The sequence below is a fragment of the Embleya sp. L77 genome (genome assembly GCF_055557415.1).
The window spans coordinates 5,944,912-5,962,458 of sequence record NZ_CM145709.1; the positions used below are offsets into that span (position 1 = coordinate 5,944,912).

The 17,547-nt window shown below is 71.6% G+C and carries 15 protein-coding genes; 7 read left to right on the top strand and 8 right to left on the bottom strand.

All coding sequences use genetic code 11. From position 1 onward, the window contains the following. Positions 1–18: 18 nt before the first annotated feature. The 4 genes from dhbC to ACZOOI_RS25380 all read left to right on the top strand — a co-directional run bounded on the left by dhbC (position 19) and on the right by ACZOOI_RS25380 (position 4,007). A complete protein-coding gene (gene dhbC, locus ACZOOI_RS25365; RefSeq protein WP_465277994.1) occupies positions 19–1,206 on the top strand; it encodes an isochorismate synthase DhbC in 1,188 nt (395 codons plus the stop codon). Beyond that, positions 1,203–2,945: a (2,3-dihydroxybenzoyl)adenylate synthase gene (locus tag ACZOOI_RS25370; RefSeq protein WP_465277995.1), complete on the top strand. Its 1,743-nt coding sequence runs from the start codon at positions 1,203–1,205 to the stop codon at positions 2,943–2,945. Before dhbC ends, ACZOOI_RS25370 begins: the two co-directional genes overlap by 4 nt. 191 nt (positions 2,946–3,136) lie before the next feature. Further along, positions 3,137–3,769 carry an isochorismatase family protein gene (locus ACZOOI_RS25375; RefSeq protein WP_465277996.1) on the top strand — a complete coding sequence of 211 codons (633 nt, stop codon included), beginning with the start codon at positions 3,137–3,139 and terminating at the stop codon, positions 3,767–3,769. Positions 3,770–3,776: 7 nt separating this feature from the next. Further along, complete coding sequence (locus ACZOOI_RS25380) at positions 3,777–4,007, top strand: phosphopantetheine-binding protein (RefSeq protein WP_465277997.1); 231 nt, start codon at positions 3,777–3,779, stop codon at positions 4,005–4,007. 25 nt (positions 4,008–4,032) lie between these two features. On the opposite strand, the gene ACZOOI_RS25385 is transcribed toward ACZOOI_RS25380, so the two are convergent. From ACZOOI_RS25385 to ACZOOI_RS25395, 3 genes are all read right to left on the bottom strand, one after another. After that, complete coding sequence (locus ACZOOI_RS25385) at positions 4,033–5,235, bottom strand: serine hydrolase domain-containing protein (protein ID WP_465277998.1); 1,203 nt, start codon at positions 5,233–5,235, stop codon at positions 4,033–4,035. Positions 5,236–5,292: 57 nt separating this feature from the next. Beyond that, a complete protein-coding gene (locus ACZOOI_RS25390; RefSeq protein WP_465281285.1) occupies positions 5,293–6,486 on the bottom strand; it encodes a serine hydrolase domain-containing protein in 1,194 nt (397 codons plus the stop codon). A 234-nt stretch (positions 6,487–6,720) separates the two neighbouring features. After that, positions 6,721–9,534, bottom strand: a complete 2,814-nt coding sequence (locus tag ACZOOI_RS25395; RefSeq protein ID WP_465277999.1) for a hypothetical protein — start codon at positions 9,532–9,534, stop codon at positions 6,721–6,723. 186 nt (positions 9,535–9,720) lie between these two features. Between ACZOOI_RS25395 and ACZOOI_RS25400 the strand changes: the two genes are divergently transcribed. After that, positions 9,721–10,098 (top strand): RNA-binding S4 domain-containing protein, encoded by a 378-nt coding sequence (locus ACZOOI_RS25400; protein WP_465278000.1) that lies wholly within the window; start codon positions 9,721–9,723, stop codon positions 10,096–10,098. A 45-nt stretch (positions 10,099–10,143) separates the two neighbouring features. Here the strand turns inward: ACZOOI_RS25400 and ACZOOI_RS25405 are convergent, their stop codons facing one another. The 4 genes from ACZOOI_RS25405 to ACZOOI_RS25420 all read right to left on the bottom strand — a co-directional run bounded on the left by ACZOOI_RS25405 (position 10,144) and on the right by ACZOOI_RS25420 (position 14,761). Continuing rightward, the gene (locus tag ACZOOI_RS25405; protein ID WP_465278001.1) at positions 10,144–11,784 is read right to left on the bottom strand and encodes an APC family permease; all 1,641 of its coding nucleotides are present in this window, start codon (positions 11,782–11,784) and stop codon (positions 10,144–10,146) included. A gap of 313 nt (positions 11,785–12,097) precedes the next feature. Continuing rightward, the gene (locus ACZOOI_RS25410) at positions 12,098–13,315 is read right to left on the bottom strand and encodes a Cmx/CmrA family chloramphenicol efflux MFS transporter (protein ID WP_465278002.1); all 1,218 of its coding nucleotides are present in this window, start codon (positions 13,313–13,315) and stop codon (positions 12,098–12,100) included. Positions 13,316–13,455: 140 nt separating this feature from the next. Next, a complete protein-coding gene (locus ACZOOI_RS25415) occupies positions 13,456–14,037 on the bottom strand; it encodes a TetR/AcrR family transcriptional regulator (RefSeq protein WP_465278003.1) in 582 nt (193 codons plus the stop codon). A 70-nt stretch (positions 14,038–14,107) separates the two neighbouring features. Next, a complete protein-coding gene (locus ACZOOI_RS25420) occupies positions 14,108–14,761 on the bottom strand; it encodes a TetR/AcrR family transcriptional regulator (protein WP_465278004.1) in 654 nt (217 codons plus the stop codon). Positions 14,762–15,087: 326 nt separating this feature from the next. Between ACZOOI_RS25420 and ACZOOI_RS25425 the strand changes: the two genes are divergently transcribed. Continuing rightward, entirely contained in the window at positions 15,088–15,711 is a 624-nt protein-coding gene (locus tag ACZOOI_RS25425; protein ID WP_465278005.1) for a TIGR03086 family metal-binding protein, read from the top strand. Further along, positions 15,708–16,583, top strand: coding sequence for an alpha/beta hydrolase (locus ACZOOI_RS25430; RefSeq protein ID WP_465278006.1), 876 nt, complete (start codon positions 15,708–15,710; stop codon positions 16,581–16,583). The genes ACZOOI_RS25425 and ACZOOI_RS25430 overlap by 4 nt, the downstream gene beginning before the upstream one ends. Positions 16,584–16,784: 201 nt before the next feature. On the opposite strand, the gene ACZOOI_RS25435 is transcribed toward ACZOOI_RS25430, so the two are convergent. Continuing rightward, the gene (locus ACZOOI_RS25435) at positions 16,785–17,537 is read right to left on the bottom strand and encodes a hypothetical protein (protein ID WP_465278007.1); all 753 of its coding nucleotides are present in this window, start codon (positions 17,535–17,537) and stop codon (positions 16,785–16,787) included. Positions 17,538–17,547 lie beyond the last annotated feature (10 nt).

The window sequence follows — 17,547 nt, forward strand, 5'->3', positions numbered from 1 at the left end:
GAATCAAAGGAGCCTCAGGTGACCACCCCAGAAGCCACCGGCCTCGCCACAGTGGGCGCGGCGACCGCGCTGCTCGACGCGTATCGACCCGGCAGCGCGCGCTTCTTCGCCTCACCCACCCGCACCCTGCTCGCGCACGGCGTGCAGGCCGAAGTCGGGCACGACGAGCGGCCGTTGACCACCCGGGTGGCGGAGACCCTGGCCGCGGCGAGCCCGGTCGGCGGGCGCGGCCCGATCGTCCTCGGCGCCGTCCCGTTCGATCAGCGCGGCCGCGCCGCGCTGGTGGTCCCGGAGGCGGCCGGCTGGGGACCGCCGCTGTCCGCCGACCCGCTGATCGCGCTGGCCGCTCCCGAACCGGCCGCAACCACATGGGACATCCGACCCGTGCCGGCGCCCGAGGTATACGGAGCGGGCGTGGCCGAGGTGGTCCGGCGGATGCGCGCCGGCACGCTGGACAAGGTGGTGCTGGCCCGCACCCTGGAACTGCGCTCGGCCGAACCGCCGGACATACCCGTGCTGTTGCAGCGACTGGCCCGCCGCGACCCGCAGGGCTACACCTTCGCGGTGCCCGGAGTACGAGCCGGCAGCACGCTGGTCGGCGCCAGTCCCGAACTGCTGGTCTCCCGCTCCGGCCGGCACGTCCTGGCCAACCCGCTGGCCGGCTCCGCCAAGCGCAGCACCGACCTGGCCGAGGACGTGCGCCGCGCGACCGGTCTGCTCGAATCCGAGAAGGACCTGCACGAACACGCCGTCGTGGTGGCCGCGGTGCGCGCCGCGCTCGCACCGTTGTGCGAGACGCTGGAGGTACCCGAACGGCCGACCCTGGTCTGCACCGCCGCCATGTGGCACCTGTCCACCACCGTCACCGGCACGCTGCCGGCCAAGGACCCGGCCTCCGCACTGGAGTTGGCCTGCGCCCTGCACCCGACCCCGGCCGTGTGCGGCACCCCGACCGAGACCGCCCGGCGCACCATCGCCGACCTGGAGCCGTTCGACCGCGGCCTGTACACCGGCATGGTCGGCTGGGGCGACGCGGACGGCGACGGCGAATGGGTCGTCACCATCCGCTGCGCCGAGGCGGACGCGGACACCCTGCGGCTGTACGCCGGCGCCGGCATCGTGGCGGCCTCCTCGCCGGAGGCGGAGATCGCCGAGACCGAGGCCAAGTTCCGTACCTTCCTGCACGCCGTGGCAGGCCGCTCGTGAGCGCCCCGATCCCCGTGCCCGCACCCACCTGGCCCGCCGAGTTCGCCGAGCGCTACCGGGCCGCCGGGTACTGGCGCGGCGAGACGTTCGGCGGCATGTTGCGCGAGCGCGCCGGCGCACACCCGGACCGGATCGCGATCGTGGACGGCGACCGCCGCTGGAGTTACGCGGACCTGGACGAGCGGGCCGACCGCCTCGCCGCTGGGCTGCTCGCCCGCGGGATCGGCAAGGGCGACCGCGTGGTGGTGCAACTGCCCAACGTGGCCGAGTTCTTCGCCGTCGTCTTCGCGCTGTTTCGGATCGGCGCGCTGCCGGTCTTCGCGCTGCCCGCACACCGCGAGACCGAGATCGCCTACTTCTGCGCGTTCACCGAGGCGGTCGCCTATGTGATCCCCGACGTGTCCGAGGGCTTCGACCACCGGGCGCTCGCGAGCAGGGTGCGTGCCGACCTGCCCGCGCTGAAGCACGTCCTGGTGGTCGGCGACCCCGGCGAACACACCGCGCTGGCCGACATCGAGAGCGACCCGGTGGAACTCACCGACCCACCCGGGCCGGACGAACTCGCCTTTCTGCAACTGTCCGGCGGCAGTACCGGCGTGCCCAAGCTGATCCCGCGCACGCACGACGACTACATCTACTCGCTGCGCGGCTCCAACGAGATCTGCGCGGTGGACGCGGACAGTGTGTACCTGTGCGCACTGCCCGCCGCACACAACTTCCCGCTCAGCTCGCCCGGCACGCTCGGCGCGCTGTACGCGGGCGCCCGCGTGGTGTTGTGCCCCAGGCCCACCCCGGACGTGGCGTTCGCCCTGATCGAGCGCGAACGGGTGACCATCACCGGGGTGGTCCCGCCGCTCGCGCTGGCCTGGACCGAGGCAGCCGAGCGCGGCGGATTCGACCTGAGCAGTCTGCGCGTACTGCTGGTCGGCGGCGCGAAGTTCAGCGAGGAGGCGGCCCGGCGGGTCACCCCCACGATCGGCTGCACGCTCCAGCAGGTCTTCGGGATGGCCGAGGGTCTGGTCAACTACACCCGGCTGGAGGACCCGAACGAGCTGATCGTCACCTCGCAGGGTCGACCGATCTCGCCGGACGACGAGATCCGGATCGTCGACGACACCGACGCGGAGCTGCCCGAGGGCGCGACCGGTCACCTGCTCACCCGCGGGCCGTACACGATTCGCGGCTACTGGAACGCGCCCGAGCACAACGCGAGATCCTTCACCGAGGACGGCTTCTACCGCACCGGGGATGTGGTGCGCCGGCTTCCCTCGGGCCACCTGGTGGTCGAGGGCCGGGCCAAGGACCAGATCAACCGCGGCGGTGAGAAGGTCGCGGCCGAAGAGGTGGAGAACCACATCCTCGCCCACCCGTCCGTGCACGACGCGGCCGTGGTCGCGGTACCGGACGCCTACCTGGGCGAACGCACCTGCGCCTACGTGATCCTGCGCACCGGGGCCGCGCCGCTCAAGCCGGTGGCGATCCGCCGCTTCGTGCGCGAACGCGGTCTGGCGGGCTACAAGGTGCCCGACCACGTCGAGTTCGTCGAGACGTTCCCGTATACGGGCGTCGGCAAGGTGAGCAAGAAGGACCTGCGCGTGGCGATCGCGGCCGGACTGGCCGGGGTTGCGGGAGGGGGCGGGGCTGTGGGAGCGGGCGATTCCGCTGGGGTGGTGGGCTCTGCTGGGGTGGACTCTACCGGGGTGGTCGGTTCCGTCGAACCGGCAGATACCGCGCACTGATTCGGTGAGGTTCGGTGCTTCGCATCCGTGTTGTTCGTCCGCTACGCGGGCGGGGTTTCGGTTCGGTGCTTCGCATCCGTGCTGCTCGTCCGCTACGCGGGCGGGGTTTCGGTTCGGTGCTTCGCATCCGTGCTGCTCGTCCGCTACGCGGCCGGGGTTTGTTTTCCTTCATCTTCCCTTGAAAGGCCGTCATGGCACTGCCGAAAATCGCTCCGTACCCGATGCCGGACCCGGCCGAGCTGCCGAGCAACCGGGTCGACTGGGTCGTCGACCCGGCCCGTGCCGTGCTGCTCGTCCACGACCTGCAGAACTACTTCCTGTCCGCATTCACACCGGACGCCTCGCCGGTCACCGAGTTGCTGGCCAACGTCGCCCGGCTCAAGGACGACTGCGACCGACTCGGCGTGCCGGTGGTCTACTCGGCGCAACCCGGCGGCCAGACGGCCGAACAGCGCGGCCTGCAACAGGACTTCTGGGGACCCGGACTCCCGGACGACCCGCACGCGGCGGCGATCGCACCGGCCGTCGCACCCGGCCCGGCCGACACCGTGCTGACCAAGTGGAAGTACAGCGCCTTCGTCCGCACCGAGCTGCGCGCGTGGATGCGTGAACTCGGCCGCGACCAGCTGGTGATCGTCGGGGTGTACGCGCACATCGGCGTGATGACCACCGCGTGCGACGCCTGGATGCAGGACATCCAGGCATTCGTGGTGGCGGACGCGGTGGCCGACTTCACCTCGGACAACCACCGGATGGCACTGCAATGGGCTGCCGCGAACTGCGCGGTGGTCACCGACACCGAGTCGTTGTTCACCGGGAAGTAGACCTGACATGGCCCTGACCCTCGAGATCATTCGCACCGACGTCGCGGACATCCTCGGCGATGACCCGGCGGACATCCCCGACGACGAGAACCTGGTCGACTACGGCCTCGACTCGGTGCGGGTGATGGCCCTGGTGGAGCGTTGGACGCGCGAGCACGGCGTCACCGTGGACTTCGCCGACCTGGCGGAACGGCCCACCCTGGAGGGGTGGGCCGAACTGCTGTCGCCCAAGGGGTAGTCGGTCGGCGGCCGGCACCGTGCGTTCACGGGCCAGTCGGATCCGGCGCGCACAGGGCGTGGTCGATCAGCGCCCTGGTTGCCGCGTCCACCCGTGCGCCGCCCGCCTCGTCGTTCTCGTCGACGCCGTTCTTCACCACCAGGACGGCGCGCCGACCGTCGGCCGTCACTCCGTTCTCGCTGGAGAAGCCAAGATCGTCGCCGCCGTGGTGCCAGTAGCGCCCGCCGCAACTCGGCTCGGTGCTCTCCAGGCCCAGGCCGTAGCCGCGCCCGGGCTCGTCCGGGATCGGACGGGTGTGCTGCATCTCGGCGAGTTCGGCGGGGCCGAGCAGCCGGCCGGAGAGCAGCGCGAGGAAGAACCGGTCGATGTCGCTCGGCGTGCCGTACATCGCGCCCGCCGCGTCGGCCACGGTGTGGTTGAGCACGGTCGTGTCGGTGGGCCGGTCGTCACCGGCGAACGTGTGCTCGGCCTGCGCGTGCGGACGAGGAAGGTACGGATCGTCGCCCGGGACGCGGGTGTCGTGCAGGTCGAGCGGGCGCAGGATCCGGTCGCGTACCTCGTCGCCCCACGACCGGCCCGTCACCCGCTCGACGATCATGCCCACGAGCACGTAGTTGGTGTTCGAGTAGGCCCACCCGGTGCCGGGCTCGAACCGGCTCGGCAACGTCAGCGCGGCGGCGACCAGTTCGTCGGGCTGATAGTGCCGGAAGCGGTTCTCCCGGTAGCCGCGTGCGGAGTACAGACCCGGGACGGCGGCCGGGATCGCGGTGTAACCCGGGATGCCGCTGGTGTGCTGGAGCAACTGTCGCAGGGTGATTCGGCGGCCGTCGTTGCCGTTGCCGCGCACCAGCCCCGGCAACCAGGTCTCGATCGGCTCGTCCAACCGCAACCTGCCCTCGGCCACTAGTTGCAGGGTGACGGTGGCCACGAACGTTTTGGTGGTGCTGCCGATCCGGTAGTAGCCGTCCCGGGGCAGCGGTCGGCCGGTGTGCGACTCGGCTTCGCCACTGCGGGTGGTGCGGACCGTGCCCGGTGCGGTGTAGCGCACGGTGACGCCGATCGCACCGGCGGCATGGATTGCGTCGGTGTCGCGTTGGAGGCGAGACGCGGGCGGGTCGGACGGCTTGTTCGGCGCGGCCGCCGTGGTGCCGGCGAGCACGACGCCGACGGCGAGGAGGCACGCGGCACGGAGCCCGGAACGCGGCGGCGGGGTGGGTAAGTTCGGCACGGATTGCCTTCCTGTCGGGCGGCGCCGAGGTGGTTCGGCGGCGGTGCGGACGTGGTCTCAGGGCGCTGCGGGGGTGAGCAGTCGGTCGGTCAGCTGCTGCACGGACAGCTCGGAGGGCAGCTCGTGTTCGTCGTCCGCGTAGGTGCCGTTGACGACGATCACGGCGCTGCGTCGGCCGTCCTCGGTGACCCCCATCCGGATCTTCGTGCCCTCGATGTCTCCGCCGTGCCCCCAGCGGAATCCGCCGCCGGGCAGTGGCTGGCGCATCAGTCCGAGCCCGTAGCGCACTCCGGGCATGACCTGCTCGAAGTCGGCCGGCATCGGCACGGTGTCGCACATCCGGGCGAGTTGGGCGGGCGGCAACAGCCGGCCCCGCAGCAGCGCGGTGAAGAAGCGGTCCAGGTCGGCGTGCGTGCTGATCATCTCGCCGGCGGCGTCGCCCCAGGTCATGTTGCGGATGGTGGTGTCCACCCAGGCGTCCCGGTCCGCGAAGCGGTGATAGGAGTGGGCATACGGCGCACGCAGCGTCGGATCGTCGCCGGGTGCGTAGGTATCGGCCAGGCCGAGCGGGCGGACCACCCGGCTGTGCACCTCGTCCGTCCAGGAGCGACCGGTGACCCGTCGGACGATCATCCCGGCGAGCACGTAATTGGTGTTCGAGTACTCCCAGTTCGGCGCCGGATCCGCCGGGTCGGCGGGCGGGAAGCTCGGCGCGAACCGCATCGCGCCGGCGACCAGTTCCTCCGGACGGGTGCTGCGCAACCGCTCCTGCTCGAAGCCCGTCGCGGTGTCCGGCAGTTCGTTGCTGTAGTTGTGCAGGCCGCTGGTGTGCTGGAGCAGGTGCCGCACCGTCACCCGACGACCGTCGTTCCCATTGCCGGCGACCACCCCGGGCAGCCATTTGTCCACCGGGTCGGTGAGCGACAACCGCCCCTCGGCGACCAGTTGCAACACGACGGTGGCCACGAACGTCTTGGTCGCACTCCCGATCCGCACCTGCCCGTCACGCGGTACGGGCCGCCCGGTGCGCAGATCGGCCGGCCCCGCATGCCCCTCGGCGTACTCGCGTCCGTCGCGGGTCAGGATCGCGGCGTTCACGAAACCGCCGTCCCGAAGCAACCGCTCCGCCTCGCCGCGCAATCGCGCTCGGGCGGGCGCCCGCTGCTCGGCCGCGGTCGCCGGCGCAGCCACCGCAACCGCCGATCCGGCGAGCGCGACGGCCAGCGCACAACACCGCCGGCGGCTCAACAGGAACGGGCTGCCGGGGACATGGACCACGTGTGCGGACACGACGACTCCTCAGGGGTTCACCGATACCGCAACACCATCCCGCACGACAATCATGGCCAACTACCGTGTGGGCACCCGAAACCACCATCGTGCGACCCGGTGCGGGAGGGTGGGGCAAACCGAACCGGCGCACGGGCCTGCGCCGGGTCGATGTCGTTCAGGTGGTGTGGTGGTTGTGGCTGCTGGGGGATCGGTTCAGGGGCCGGTCAGGATGTGTAGTAGGCGGCGGGCCTCGGTGCGGGAGCGGGAGGGGCCGGGGGTGGCGGCTTCGGGGAGGCCGGGGATGGGGCCTCGGGCGGCGGTGATGTCGGCTACGTGGACGGCCAGTTCGAGCAGGTCGGCGTGCCGGGTGGGTGGTGGGGTGGCGGCCAGGGTGTGGGGGAGGGCGGCCCGGAGGAGGTCCCATACCGGTTCCGGGGCGCCCGCGTCGGCGAGTTCGCGCAGGCTCGGGACGAATCGGGTCGGGGTGAGGTCGCCGGCGGCGGTCGACCGGCCGATCAGGTCACCCAGGAAGGCGCCGTCGAGTTGGCCGCGTGCGGCGAGGATGGCGAGTGCGTCGGTGGCGTGCGTACGGTCGGTGCGATCGCGGGCGTTGAGGCCGTGGGCCAGGGCGAGGGCCAGACCGGCCCCGAACGGCCCGTCCGCGATGGCGAGCATCGGCAGCAGGCGGCCGTCGCCCCGGCCCACCCGGGTGCGGTGGGCGAACTGCGGCACCAGGTGCGCGGCGATCAGGTCCCGATCGTTGGGCAGGAAGGACGGCAGGCAGGACGCCCAACGCCCGCTGCGGTCCCCGTCGTAACCGTCCAGAAGCCAGTCCTCGGGCGTGTCCAGGCCGAGCCGGCTGCCGGTCGGGACCACGGCCAGCGTCGCGGTCACCGGCTCGGCGACCCGGTGGCCGAATCGACCACGATCGGTGCTGCGTCGCACGGCCTGGGTCGGGTCGGCCGACGGTAGGTGCCCGGCGGCCAGTCGCAGCGCCGCCCGGTCACCCTCGGCGGTGCCCAACGCGCGTGCGTGTGCCGCAAGTTCCGGCTCCGGAGCGATCGGCAGGCGACGCAGCGCGTGCTCCAGGTCGAACGGCCACGGCTGCCAGCCCTCGGCCGCCGCCCGACGCAGCCGGCCGACCAGCACGGCCGGGTCGATCAGGCCGTTCGCGCCGGTGGGCGTGGAGAGCAGGGCCGGGCGGGGTGCATGGGCCACGCCGACCGCGATCGCGCGCAGCCGGCGGGCGTACACCTCGTGCAGCGGCGTCGACGTGGGCCGGCGCAGCAGGGCCCGCCAGTGCCGGTCGCCGGGTGTCGGGTCGGTGCCCGGGTAGGGGGCGCCGAACGCGCCTCGCGCGGGTGCCTGGGCCGCCGCGACCACCAGCATCAGGTCGTCCGCGTGGTGCAGTTGCCGATAGGGGTCGTCGATCGAACCCGCGGGAAGCTCGGTCGGCAGGTACGCGTCCCGGGCGAGGAGCGGCGCAAGCGCGGCCCGCACCCCCGACCGGTCCACGGCGCTGAGCGCGACGAGCGCGGCAAGCACCCGCTCGACCGCGACCGGATCGAGTTCCTCCCGGGACTGCCGGTGCAGCACCGCGATCTCGACCGCCAACTCGGCCGCGTCCACGATGGGCGCCGGCAGCTCCTCGGGAACGTACGCCGGCAGTCCCGGGAGCGGCACCGGCGGGGCGGAACCGGCGTCGGCGCCCAGCTCGGCCCGTTGGTCGGCGGGCAACTGCCGGGCAGCGGCGAGGAGGTCGGTTCGGGCCCGGGGGCCCGCGTGGTCGATCCAGCGAAGCGCCGAGGAGACGGCTCGGCGCTGGAGGTCGGCAGGCTGCCGGCCGAACGCGACGGCGAGCACCGACAGCGCCGCGTCCGCGCGTGCCGCCGGGTCGCGCGCGGTCAGTGTGTCCAGCCAACCGAGCGCGGTGCGGACGAGTTTCTTCTCGGTCCGGGTACAGGCCGCCTCGACGGCGGTCAGGGCGATCTCCGGCGGCAGCGACCCCGCCCGATCGGCCCGGATCAGCGCCGCCAGGGCGGCAGTCGCCACCCTGCCCGGTGCCATCGTGGACACGGCCACCAACTCCCGGGCGTGCGCGACGATTTCGTCCGCAGTGAGGTCGAGGGCGGTGAATACGCGCAGGTAGCCGGCCAGTTCGCTGGCCCGACCGGGACTGCCGAGCCGGGTCACGCACGCAGCCACCACGTCCGCCCGATCGACGCGACCCTCGGCGATCAGGGCCGGGAACGCTTCCGGCCACCAGGACGATGCGTCGAAGAACGAACCCACGCCCGGGACCTCGAACAGACGCAGCAACAACGCGCCACACTCCGCACGATCGGAGGGGAACATCGCAGCCGGCAACGTCGATCCCCCGACCGCCGCGGATCCCACCGTTGCTGATCGCGATACCGCCGAACCCGCCGACACGGAACCCATCGACACCGAACCCATCGGCGTGGATCCCACCGATGTCGAACCCGCAGACCTCGGGCCCGCAGAGCTGGAACCCCCGAACCTCGAATCCACCGACAACAGCCGGGCGGCGCGAGGTTCCTCCAGCCAGGTCAGCACGTACCCGTCGCTCGGCGGCGGGGCCGTACCGGTCTCCGCGGCCAGCGCCCGGACCAGCAGGAATCGGGCTCGATCGAGGCCCCGGACGGGCAAGCGCTCGGCCAGCCGGGACATCAGGTTCGGCAACCAGGTCGGCGCCCGATCCCGCAGCGCGGCCATCACCAGTTCGGCCCCGACCTCGTCGGTGATGTCGTTCGACCACATGCGCAACCGGTGGCGTCCCAGCCAGGCGGCCAACGGTGCGGCGCCCGGCAGTACCGCCGCGCCCGCCACGGCCAACGCCGGACTCCGCCGCCACACGCCGGTGTCGCGACGCGCGTTTCGTTCGTAGGCGACGAGCGGATCGACCAGTGCCCTGCGCGCGGCGGCGTCGAGTCCGTGCAGTGCCGCGCCGACCGCGCGCGGGTCCTGGTCCTCGATCAGCTTGTGTAGTGTCGCCCACTCGGTCATCCGGTCCCCACCGCTCCGATCCCACCGCTTCGACTTTTCGCAGACGCGCCGTCGCGCGACCCCGCACACGGTGCCGGCGCGGCCCGACATCGGGCGAGCCCCGGCAGGCAGGGCCGGCAACCCTCCCGCCCCCGGCAGGCATCCCGCCCCGGCCGAAGCCGACGCGTGCGGTATTAGAGTCGGGCCATGGCAACGACAGACGAGGGGACCGTACGCGTCGACAGCTGGATCTGGTCCGTGCGCCTGACCAAGACCCGGTCGCTGGCCGCCGCGGCGTGCAAGGCCGGGCACGTGCGGGTCAACGGCGACAAGGTGAAGCCCGCCCAGTCGATCAGGATCGGTGACGAGGTACGGCTGCGCCAGGACGGCCGCGAGCGGATCGTCGTGGTCAAACGCATCGTCCGCAAGCGAGTCGGCCCGCCGGTGGCCGCCGAGTGTCTGATCGACAACAGCCCCCCGCCGCCCCCGCGTGAAGAGGCGGTCGTGGTGGCCCGACGCGACCGGGGCGCCGGCCGTCCGACCAAGCGCGACCGTCGGGTGCTGGAGCAGTTCCGCGAACGCTGAGCGATGGTGGGCCCGGCCGTCGGACCGGACCCACCCCGGCCGAGGTCAGGACCCGGCCGTACCGCCGGCCCCGGGGGAACCGGTCGTCGGCCCCACCGACCCCACCGGCGCGGCCGGTGTCCTCGGCGGCTCCCGCTCGGCCACCGCGCGCGGCAACGTCTCGCCGCGGAAGAACGCCGGCTGCATGAACCGATAGACGAGCATCAGCACCGCGCCCAGGAGCAGCGCGCCGATCCCGGTCAGGAACACCCCGCCCAGCTGCCAGTGCGGTGCGAACGGCAGGGTCCAGTAGGTCGTGCCGTAGTCCTTGTCCGAGTACACGATGCACGCGTCGGTGAAGAAGTACGCCAGCAGCGCCCCGCCCAGGCCCGGCATGATGCCCTTGGTGATCAGGTCGCGTCGGCTGCGGGTGAGTACGCGCCGGTGGAACCAGACGCACGCGAAGCCGGTGATGCCGTAGTAGAACGCGATGGCCAGGCCGATCGAACCGATCGAGTCGGTGAGCACGTTGGTGCTGACCCGGGTGATCGCCACGTAGAAGGCCACCGATGCGATGCCCATCCCGACCGTGGACCACGTCGGTACCAGGTTCCGGCTGTGCACCCGGGCGAAGTTTTGCGGGACGGCCCGGTGGGCGGCCATGGACAGCGCGGTGCGCGCGGTCGGCAGGATCGTGGTCTGGGTGGACGCGGCCGACGAGGTGAGCACCATGAACACGAGCAGCTTGGCCATGAACCAGCCGAACCCCTCGGTGCCGAACACGCTCGACCCGAGACTGGACAGCACATCCCCCGAGTTGTCCGGGTTGGCCAGGCCGTTGCCGGTCTCGCCGGCGCCCGCGAAGGACAGTGCGGAGGTGCTGATCAGCACGTAGATCAGCAGCAGCAGGACGGTGGAGATCACCGCGGCCCGACCCGGCGTGTGCTTGGTGTCCGCGGTTTCCTCGTTGATCGAGACGGCGGTGTCCCAACCCCAGTAGATGAACACCGCGGCCAGCACGCCTTTGGTCAGCGCGTCGATGGAGTCGATCTCGAACGGGTTGAACCAGGACCAGCCGATGTGCACCGAGCCGTCCGGGGCGTTGCCCAGGTAGACCTTCCACAGCGCGGTCAGGCCGAGGGCGATCAGCACCACGACCTCGATGGTCAGCAGTACCTTCTGGAGGTTGGCCGACAGTTCGATGCCGACGTAGCAGATCCAGGTCATCAGGACGATCCACACGACGCCGGCGAACGTCGTCCAGAACGTGTCCTCGGCGAGGCCGTGGGCGCCGACCAGCCGGAAGCCGTACTGCCCGGCGATCTGCGCGAGGTTGGCCATCACGATGACGTCCGCGACGATGATGGCCCAACCGCCCATCCAGCCGGTCATCGGGCCGAAGGTGCGCGATCCCCAGGTGAAGGTGGTGCCGCAGTCCGGGGTGTCCTCGTTGAGTTCCTTGTAGCCGTAGGCGATCAGGAACATCGGGATGAAGGCGAGGACCATCACGATCGGCGATTGCAGGCCGACGCCCGCGACGATGATGCCGAGAGTCGCGGCGATGCTGTAGGCCGGTGCGGTGGAGGCGAGTCCGATCACGATGCTGGAGGCGAGGCCCAGCGCGCCGGTCTTGAGGCCCTTCTCGCCGGCCGCGCGACGCAGCGGCGGTTCGGACGCGGGCGGTCTCGAGGGGTCGATGGTGGCCATGGCGAACCGTCCTGTCCTAGACGGGCACTTTGTACCCGTTCGACCGAAAACGGACCATCGGAAGCAGGCCATCAGATTAGACCCGCCGGTAACCCGACCGGCAGCCCCGGAGCCCGGGAAAATCAACGGAACTGATGCCACGTCAGACGCTCTGGTCGGTCCGTCGACCGTCCCGTCGCAGGATGCGACGGGACGGTCACGTCGTGGCGCGACGGTGGCTCGGCGGACCCCTCTCGGCGCGCCCGGACGCGGGTGTGGTGCGGCCCGGACGCCGGCGCGGCCCGGACAGAACGGGGCAGCTACCGGACACGGCCTAGACGGAGAGCCCGGCCGCTTCCCGCACCGGGGCGGTCGGCGACGCGGCCTCGCCGGCGTGGACGCGGGCGCGGGTGCGCAGGCGCGAGTCGAGTCGGGCGGCGGCCAGCGCGGCCAGGCCCAGGCCCGCGCCGACCCAGGCGACGGCCGCGTAGTCGAAGCCGGCCGCGATCACCCGGCCGCCGAGGAGCGGGCCGATGGTGATGCCGACGTTGAACGCCGCGGTGTTGGTTGCCCCGGCCAGGGTGGGTGCGTCGGCCGCGATGGCGAACACCCGGGCGTTCACGGCCGGGTTGGCCGCGAATCCGGCCAGTCCGAGCAGGAACACCAGGACGAGTGTGGCCGGGACGTTCTCGGCGGTGAGTGCGAGCAGGACGCACACGGCCACGATGGCGCCGATGCTCGCGTACAGGGTGCCGAACGGGTGTTCGTCGGCCAGTCGTCCGCCCACGGTGATCCCGACCACCGCGCCCACGCCGTACCAGGACAACACGAGCGGCACCCATGCCTCGCCGATGCCCGTGGTGTTGGTCAACATCGTGCCCAGGTAGCTGAAGACGGCGACCACGGCACCGAAGCCGGCCGCGGTGGTCGTGTAGGCCACCCACAGCTGTGGCCGCCGCATCGCGCGCAGTTCGGTGCGTACCGAGCGCGGCGCCTCGTGGGCGGGACGCCCCGCCGGCAGGACCACGTACACGGCCACGGTGCTGAGTGCGGTGAGCACCACGACGGCCCAGAAGGCCGCACGCCAGCCGGCCCAGTTGCCGATCATCGTGCCGAGCGGCAGGCCGACGACGGTGGCCAACGACAGGCCGCCCGCCACCACGGCCATCGCCTTGGCCTTCGCGTTCGCGGCGACCAGGCCGAGCGCGGTGACGGCGGCGACCGCCCAGAACCCGGCGTACGCGACGGCGCTCACGAAGCGGGTGACCAGCACGAGCCAATAGCCGGGCGCGAGCGCGCCGACCACGTGGCCGAGGATGAAGACGACCTGGAACGCGATCAGCGCGGTGCGGCGCGGCCATTGCAACGTGGCGACCGCGAGCAGCGGCGCGCCGACGACCATGCCGACGGCGAAGGCCGAGATCAGCAATCCGGCGTCGGGGATGGACACGCCGAGGTCGGCGGCCATCGTCTCCAGCAGCCCGGAGAGCATGAACTCCGAGGTGCCTTGGGCGAATATGCCCAGTCCGAGGATGTAGACGGCAAGGGGCATGGGGACTCCCGCGTGGTCGTGTTTTGTAATGAGCAGTTCAAAACGAAGGCGTGCGTGATGTGTGATCGCCGGAGGGCCGCCGGTGTCGCCGCTGTCCGCCGCCGCTGCCGGCGTGCGGGGGGGGGGGTTCTCCGGTCGACCTACAGGGCGCCCAGGGTCGTGTTCACGATCGCTTCCAGGCCGGCGCGGTCCACGCCGCTGCGTGCGGCCAGGCGGAGGGCCGACACCGTGCCGATGACGGCGTGTGCGAGCGCGCCGGCGTCCTTGTCCGGGTCGACGTCGCCGTCGAGTCGGCCGGTGTCGATGGCGGCCTTGATCGCGGCGTGGCGGCGTTCATAGTCGCGCTTGAGCAGCTGTGCCACCTCCGGGTCGCGCCCGGCCAACTCGATCGCGGTGTTCACGACCAGGCACCCGCGCCGGTCGCCGCCCGCATCGGTTTCTTCGGCCACCACCACGGCCAACAGGTCGCGGATCTTGTCGTGCACGGGTCGATCGCTCTCCAGGTTCGCGACCTGGAGGGACGTCATGTGCTCGATGTAGCGACGCAGCGCCCGCAGGAACAGGTCGCGCTTGCTGGTGAACGTGTTGTAGATGCTGCTGCGGCCGAGCCCGGTCGCGTCGCACAGGTCCTGTGTCGAGGTGGCCTCGTAGCCGGCGACCCAGAAGGCTTCGAGCGCCGCCTGGACCGCTTCCTCTTCGTCGAACTTCCGAGGTCGGGCCATGCGAGAAACGCTAGCAGGTTTTGTAATGAGCAGTCCAATAAGGCCGGGCGGGTTCCCGGGGGAGGAGGCCCTATGCGCCCGTGAGGCTCGGTGCCAGGGTGGTCGGATCGGTGGCCGCGCCGAGGAGGCGGGTGCGGATCGCGGTGCCGGCTCGGGAGTAGGCGCTCTCGTCGTCGTGCAGCATGCTGATGCCGTTGGCGGTCTCCAGGAACGCGATCAGTTCGAAGACGAGTTGGGCCGTGTCGAGGTCGGCCGGCGCGTCGCCGATCGTCTTCGCGGTCTCGACCTCGGTGAGCAACATTTCGCGCCAACCCCGCCAGGCGCCCGCGAGGGTGTCCCGGACGCGACCCGGCCGTGCGTCGAACTCGGCCGAGGCGTTGAAGAAGAAGCAGCCACCGGGGAACACCCGGTCGCGGGAGTAGGCGATCCAGCGCTCGGTCAGGCGCCAGAGCCGGATCAGACCGGCGGGCTCGGCGAGCGCGGGTGTGACCACGTGCTCGACGTAGACGTCCACGGCCGCGCCGATCGCGGCGAGTTGGAGTTCCTCCTTCGACCCGAAGTGCGCGAACACCCCGCTCTTGCTGATCTCCAGGTCGCCCGCGAGCCGACCGATGGAGAGCCCTTCGAGGCCCTCGACGGACGCGATGTCCGCGGCGCGGCGGATGATCGCCTGTCGGGTGCGATCGCCCTTGCGGACCCGCCCGTCCGTCGGGGACGCACTCACGGCCACTCCTACCCTTGGCGGTTCGACTGATCGGCTGATCGGCCGGCCGGTCGTACGACCGATCGCCGTCGATTATCTCCCGGTGCCATCCGCCTGCCCCACCTCCGGGCGTCTCCCGGCTTTACCTCTCGATTCCCATCTCCCGGTCTGCCTTGACAGGATCTCCACGCTTAGTAAATAGTACGACCGGTCGTGCAGTTTTCAAAAGGCACGCTTCCCGTGGCTAGCCGCCCGCTCGCCTGTTTGCCCGCTCGCCCCGGGTGCCCCGGGTGCCGCGGCGACCACCGGCCACGCGTCCACCCGCCCTCGTCCATGGAGGTCGCCTCATGACCGATACCGAAGCACCCGCCACCGCCGGCCCCGCCGTCGATATCGCCGCCCTCGACGTGCAAGCGTCGGACCGCCGGGCGACCGTGATCGTGCTGGATACGCTGCGGCTCGTCCGGCGTGATCAGTGGGACCTGCCCACCCCGTGCACCGGGTGGAACCTGCGTGATCTGCTCGGCCACATGGTCGCAGAGAACCGAGGCTTCATCGCCGCGGCCGCCGGCGCCGCGGACCCGGACGTCTGGCGAGACGATGCGCTCGGCGAGGATCCGTGGGTCGACTTCGCCGGCTCGGCGGTGGAGGTCACGGCGTCCCTGTCCGGCCCCGACATACACGAACGGCAGCTTCGCATCCGCGAGTTCGGTACGTTCTCCGGCTCGGTCGCGATCGCGATGCACTTCGTGGACAACCTCGTGCATGCCTGGGACGTCGCCCGCACGATCGGCCTGCCCGGCACCATCGAACCCGAACTCGCGCTGAGCGCCCTGGCGTTCGCCGAGCGTTGGGAACTGGGCAGGCCCGGAACCGCATTCGGCGGCGCGGTCGATCCGCCCGAGGACGCGACACCGGGGGAGCGTCTCGTCGCGCTGCTCGGCCGCACGCCGCACCGGCGGTCGGCATGAGTGCCGTCGAGGCGTCCGCGCGGATCACCCTGCGCGCCACCGGCACGTTGTCCCCGCGGGCGGCCGGCGCACTTGCGTACCTGCTGTTCCGGCGCCCGTTCGTGCGAGGTCGGGTGCGGCCCGCCGAGCGTTCGGCCCACATGTTCGCGACCACCGACACGATGTACGTCGGCGGCAAGCGGGTGGTCACCTATCGGTGGGGCAACGGCGCGGAACCGGTGCTCCTCCTGCACGGCTGGCAATCACGCGCCTCGCGATTCGCGCCGTTCGTCGAGGAGTTGCGGGCTCGGGGGCTGACCCCGATCGGGTTCGACGCGCCGGGACACGGGGATTCCGGCGGGACGAGCACGACCGTCCTCGAATATGCCGAGATCGCTCGCCGACTCCAGCACGAATACGGCGACTTCCGGGCCGTGCTCGCGCATTCCTTCGGCGTGCTCGGCGCGTTCCAGGCGCTGCGCTCGGGCGTACGGGCCGATCGTGTCGTGGCGGTGGCCGGGGTCTGCGACATGGAGTATCTGTTGGACCGGTTCAGCGTCGAACTCGACCTCGACCCGCGGGTCAAGGCCATGGTGCGGGAGCGGGCGGACGCTCGCCTCCTGGCGCCGGAGTCGGCCATCTGGCAGCGGTTCTCCGCATCCTCCGGAGCCGGTCCGGTGCGGGTGCCGATCCTGATCGTGCACGACGAGGACGACGCGATGGCGGTGGCCGACCAGGGATATCGACTGGCGGCGGCCTACCCCGACCAGGCCCGGCTGTTCGTCACCCGAGGACTGGGTCACAACCGGGTACTCGGCGACGCCGCGGTACTCGCCGAGGTGCTCCGCTTCCTCGACGCACCGCGACGGGAGCCCACGATGGAGTGCGTCTAGCCGTGTCCGGCAGTCCCAACAGGCGTTCGCCGAGGCCCTCGACGGATGTGGTCGGGCGTTCGGCGGTGGCGTCCACGGCGACGTCGGTGGACGCCCGACCCGGCGGTGTAGCCCGCGTGTACCGTGTCGCGTCGCGCGGGTGTCCATGCCGGCACCCGGATCGCCTAGCGCGTCGCGGGCCCGCCGCGGCAACTCGCGGCGTCACCGGGCGGATCCCGCCCGCAGGTTCGTCGGTACGCCGCTCCACGGCGGTTGCGGCGCGCCGACCCGCCGGTTCGTATGCCAGGGCACGGGCCACGGGTAACGATCCAGGTTTCGCGCGGGCGGCACCCCCACGACGGGTGTCCCGTCGTCGAGGATCCGGTTGTACCGCAGCGCGAAGTAGTTCGCGGTCGGGTGGCCCGCGAGCAGCGGATCGGCGAAGCTGCCAGTGTCCTTGGTCATGTCGGAGTGCGAGTTGGCCATCTGGATGTAGCTGAACGTGCCCGCGTCGCGGCTCACCCACCCGGTGAAGAGCACCACGTGGCCGTCGTCGGGGTTGTCGAGCGCGTCGCCCGGGAGCAGGTCGTCCCGCTCGATCCGGCCGGTGACCGAACGCCGGTCGAGAGTGTCGGTGTCGAAGTCCGTGTTCGGGAGATGCCAGGCCATGGCGACCATGCCGGAACAGTCCGTGCGGTAGTCGTGCGCACCTTCCCGGTCCGGGGCTTCGGCTCCCTGGTCGTACTGGACGCCGCGGTCGTACCAGTCCTCGGCGCGCTCCAGCACCTCGGAACGGGTGATGCTCCCGCCTGGTTCGGAGACGGGCGGCGCGGCGGCTTGGGAAGGGGCGGCGGCGGGAACCGCGGCTTTCGCCGGCGGCGCGGCCGGCCCGCCGAGCACGGCGGTGACGAGGAGCGGGAGAGCGATCAGGGCACGCGTGCGGCGATGTGCGCCGAACATGGTGATGTGCTGCATTTGTCAAGAC

What these genes read in the sequence shown, in the direction of transcription:
- ACZOOI_RS25375 (WP_465277996.1), top strand. Translation starts at nt 3,137, where the DNA reads ATGGCACTGCCGAAAATCGCTCCGTACCCGATGCCGGACCCGGCCGAG.
- ACZOOI_RS25380 (WP_465277997.1), top strand. Translation starts at nt 3,777, where the DNA reads ATGGCCCTGACCCTCGAGATCATTCGCACCGACGTCGCGGACATCCTC.
- ACZOOI_RS25395 (WP_465277999.1), bottom strand. Translation starts at nt 9,534, where the DNA reads ATGACCGAGTGGGCGACACTACACAAGCTGATCGAGGACCAGGACCCG.
- ACZOOI_RS25400 (WP_465278000.1), top strand. Translation starts at nt 9,721, where the DNA reads ATGGCAACGACAGACGAGGGGACCGTACGCGTCGACAGCTGGATCTGG.
- ACZOOI_RS25405 (WP_465278001.1), bottom strand. Translation starts at nt 11,784, where the DNA reads ATGGCCACCATCGACCCCTCGAGACCGCCCGCGTCCGAACCGCCGCTG.
- ACZOOI_RS25410 (WP_465278002.1), bottom strand. Translation starts at nt 13,315, where the DNA reads ATGCCCCTTGCCGTCTACATCCTCGGACTGGGCATATTCGCCCAAGGC.
- ACZOOI_RS25415 (WP_465278003.1), bottom strand. Translation starts at nt 14,037, where the DNA reads ATGGCCCGACCTCGGAAGTTCGACGAAGAGGAAGCGGTCCAGGCGGCG.
- ACZOOI_RS25425 (WP_465278005.1), top strand. Translation starts at nt 15,088, where the DNA reads ATGACCGATACCGAAGCACCCGCCACCGCCGGCCCCGCCGTCGATATC.
- ACZOOI_RS25430 (WP_465278006.1), top strand. Translation starts at nt 15,708, where the DNA reads ATGAGTGCCGTCGAGGCGTCCGCGCGGATCACCCTGCGCGCCACCGGC.
- ACZOOI_RS25435 (WP_465278007.1), bottom strand. Translation starts at nt 17,537, where the DNA reads ATGCAGCACATCACCATGTTCGGCGCACATCGCCGCACGCGTGCCCTG.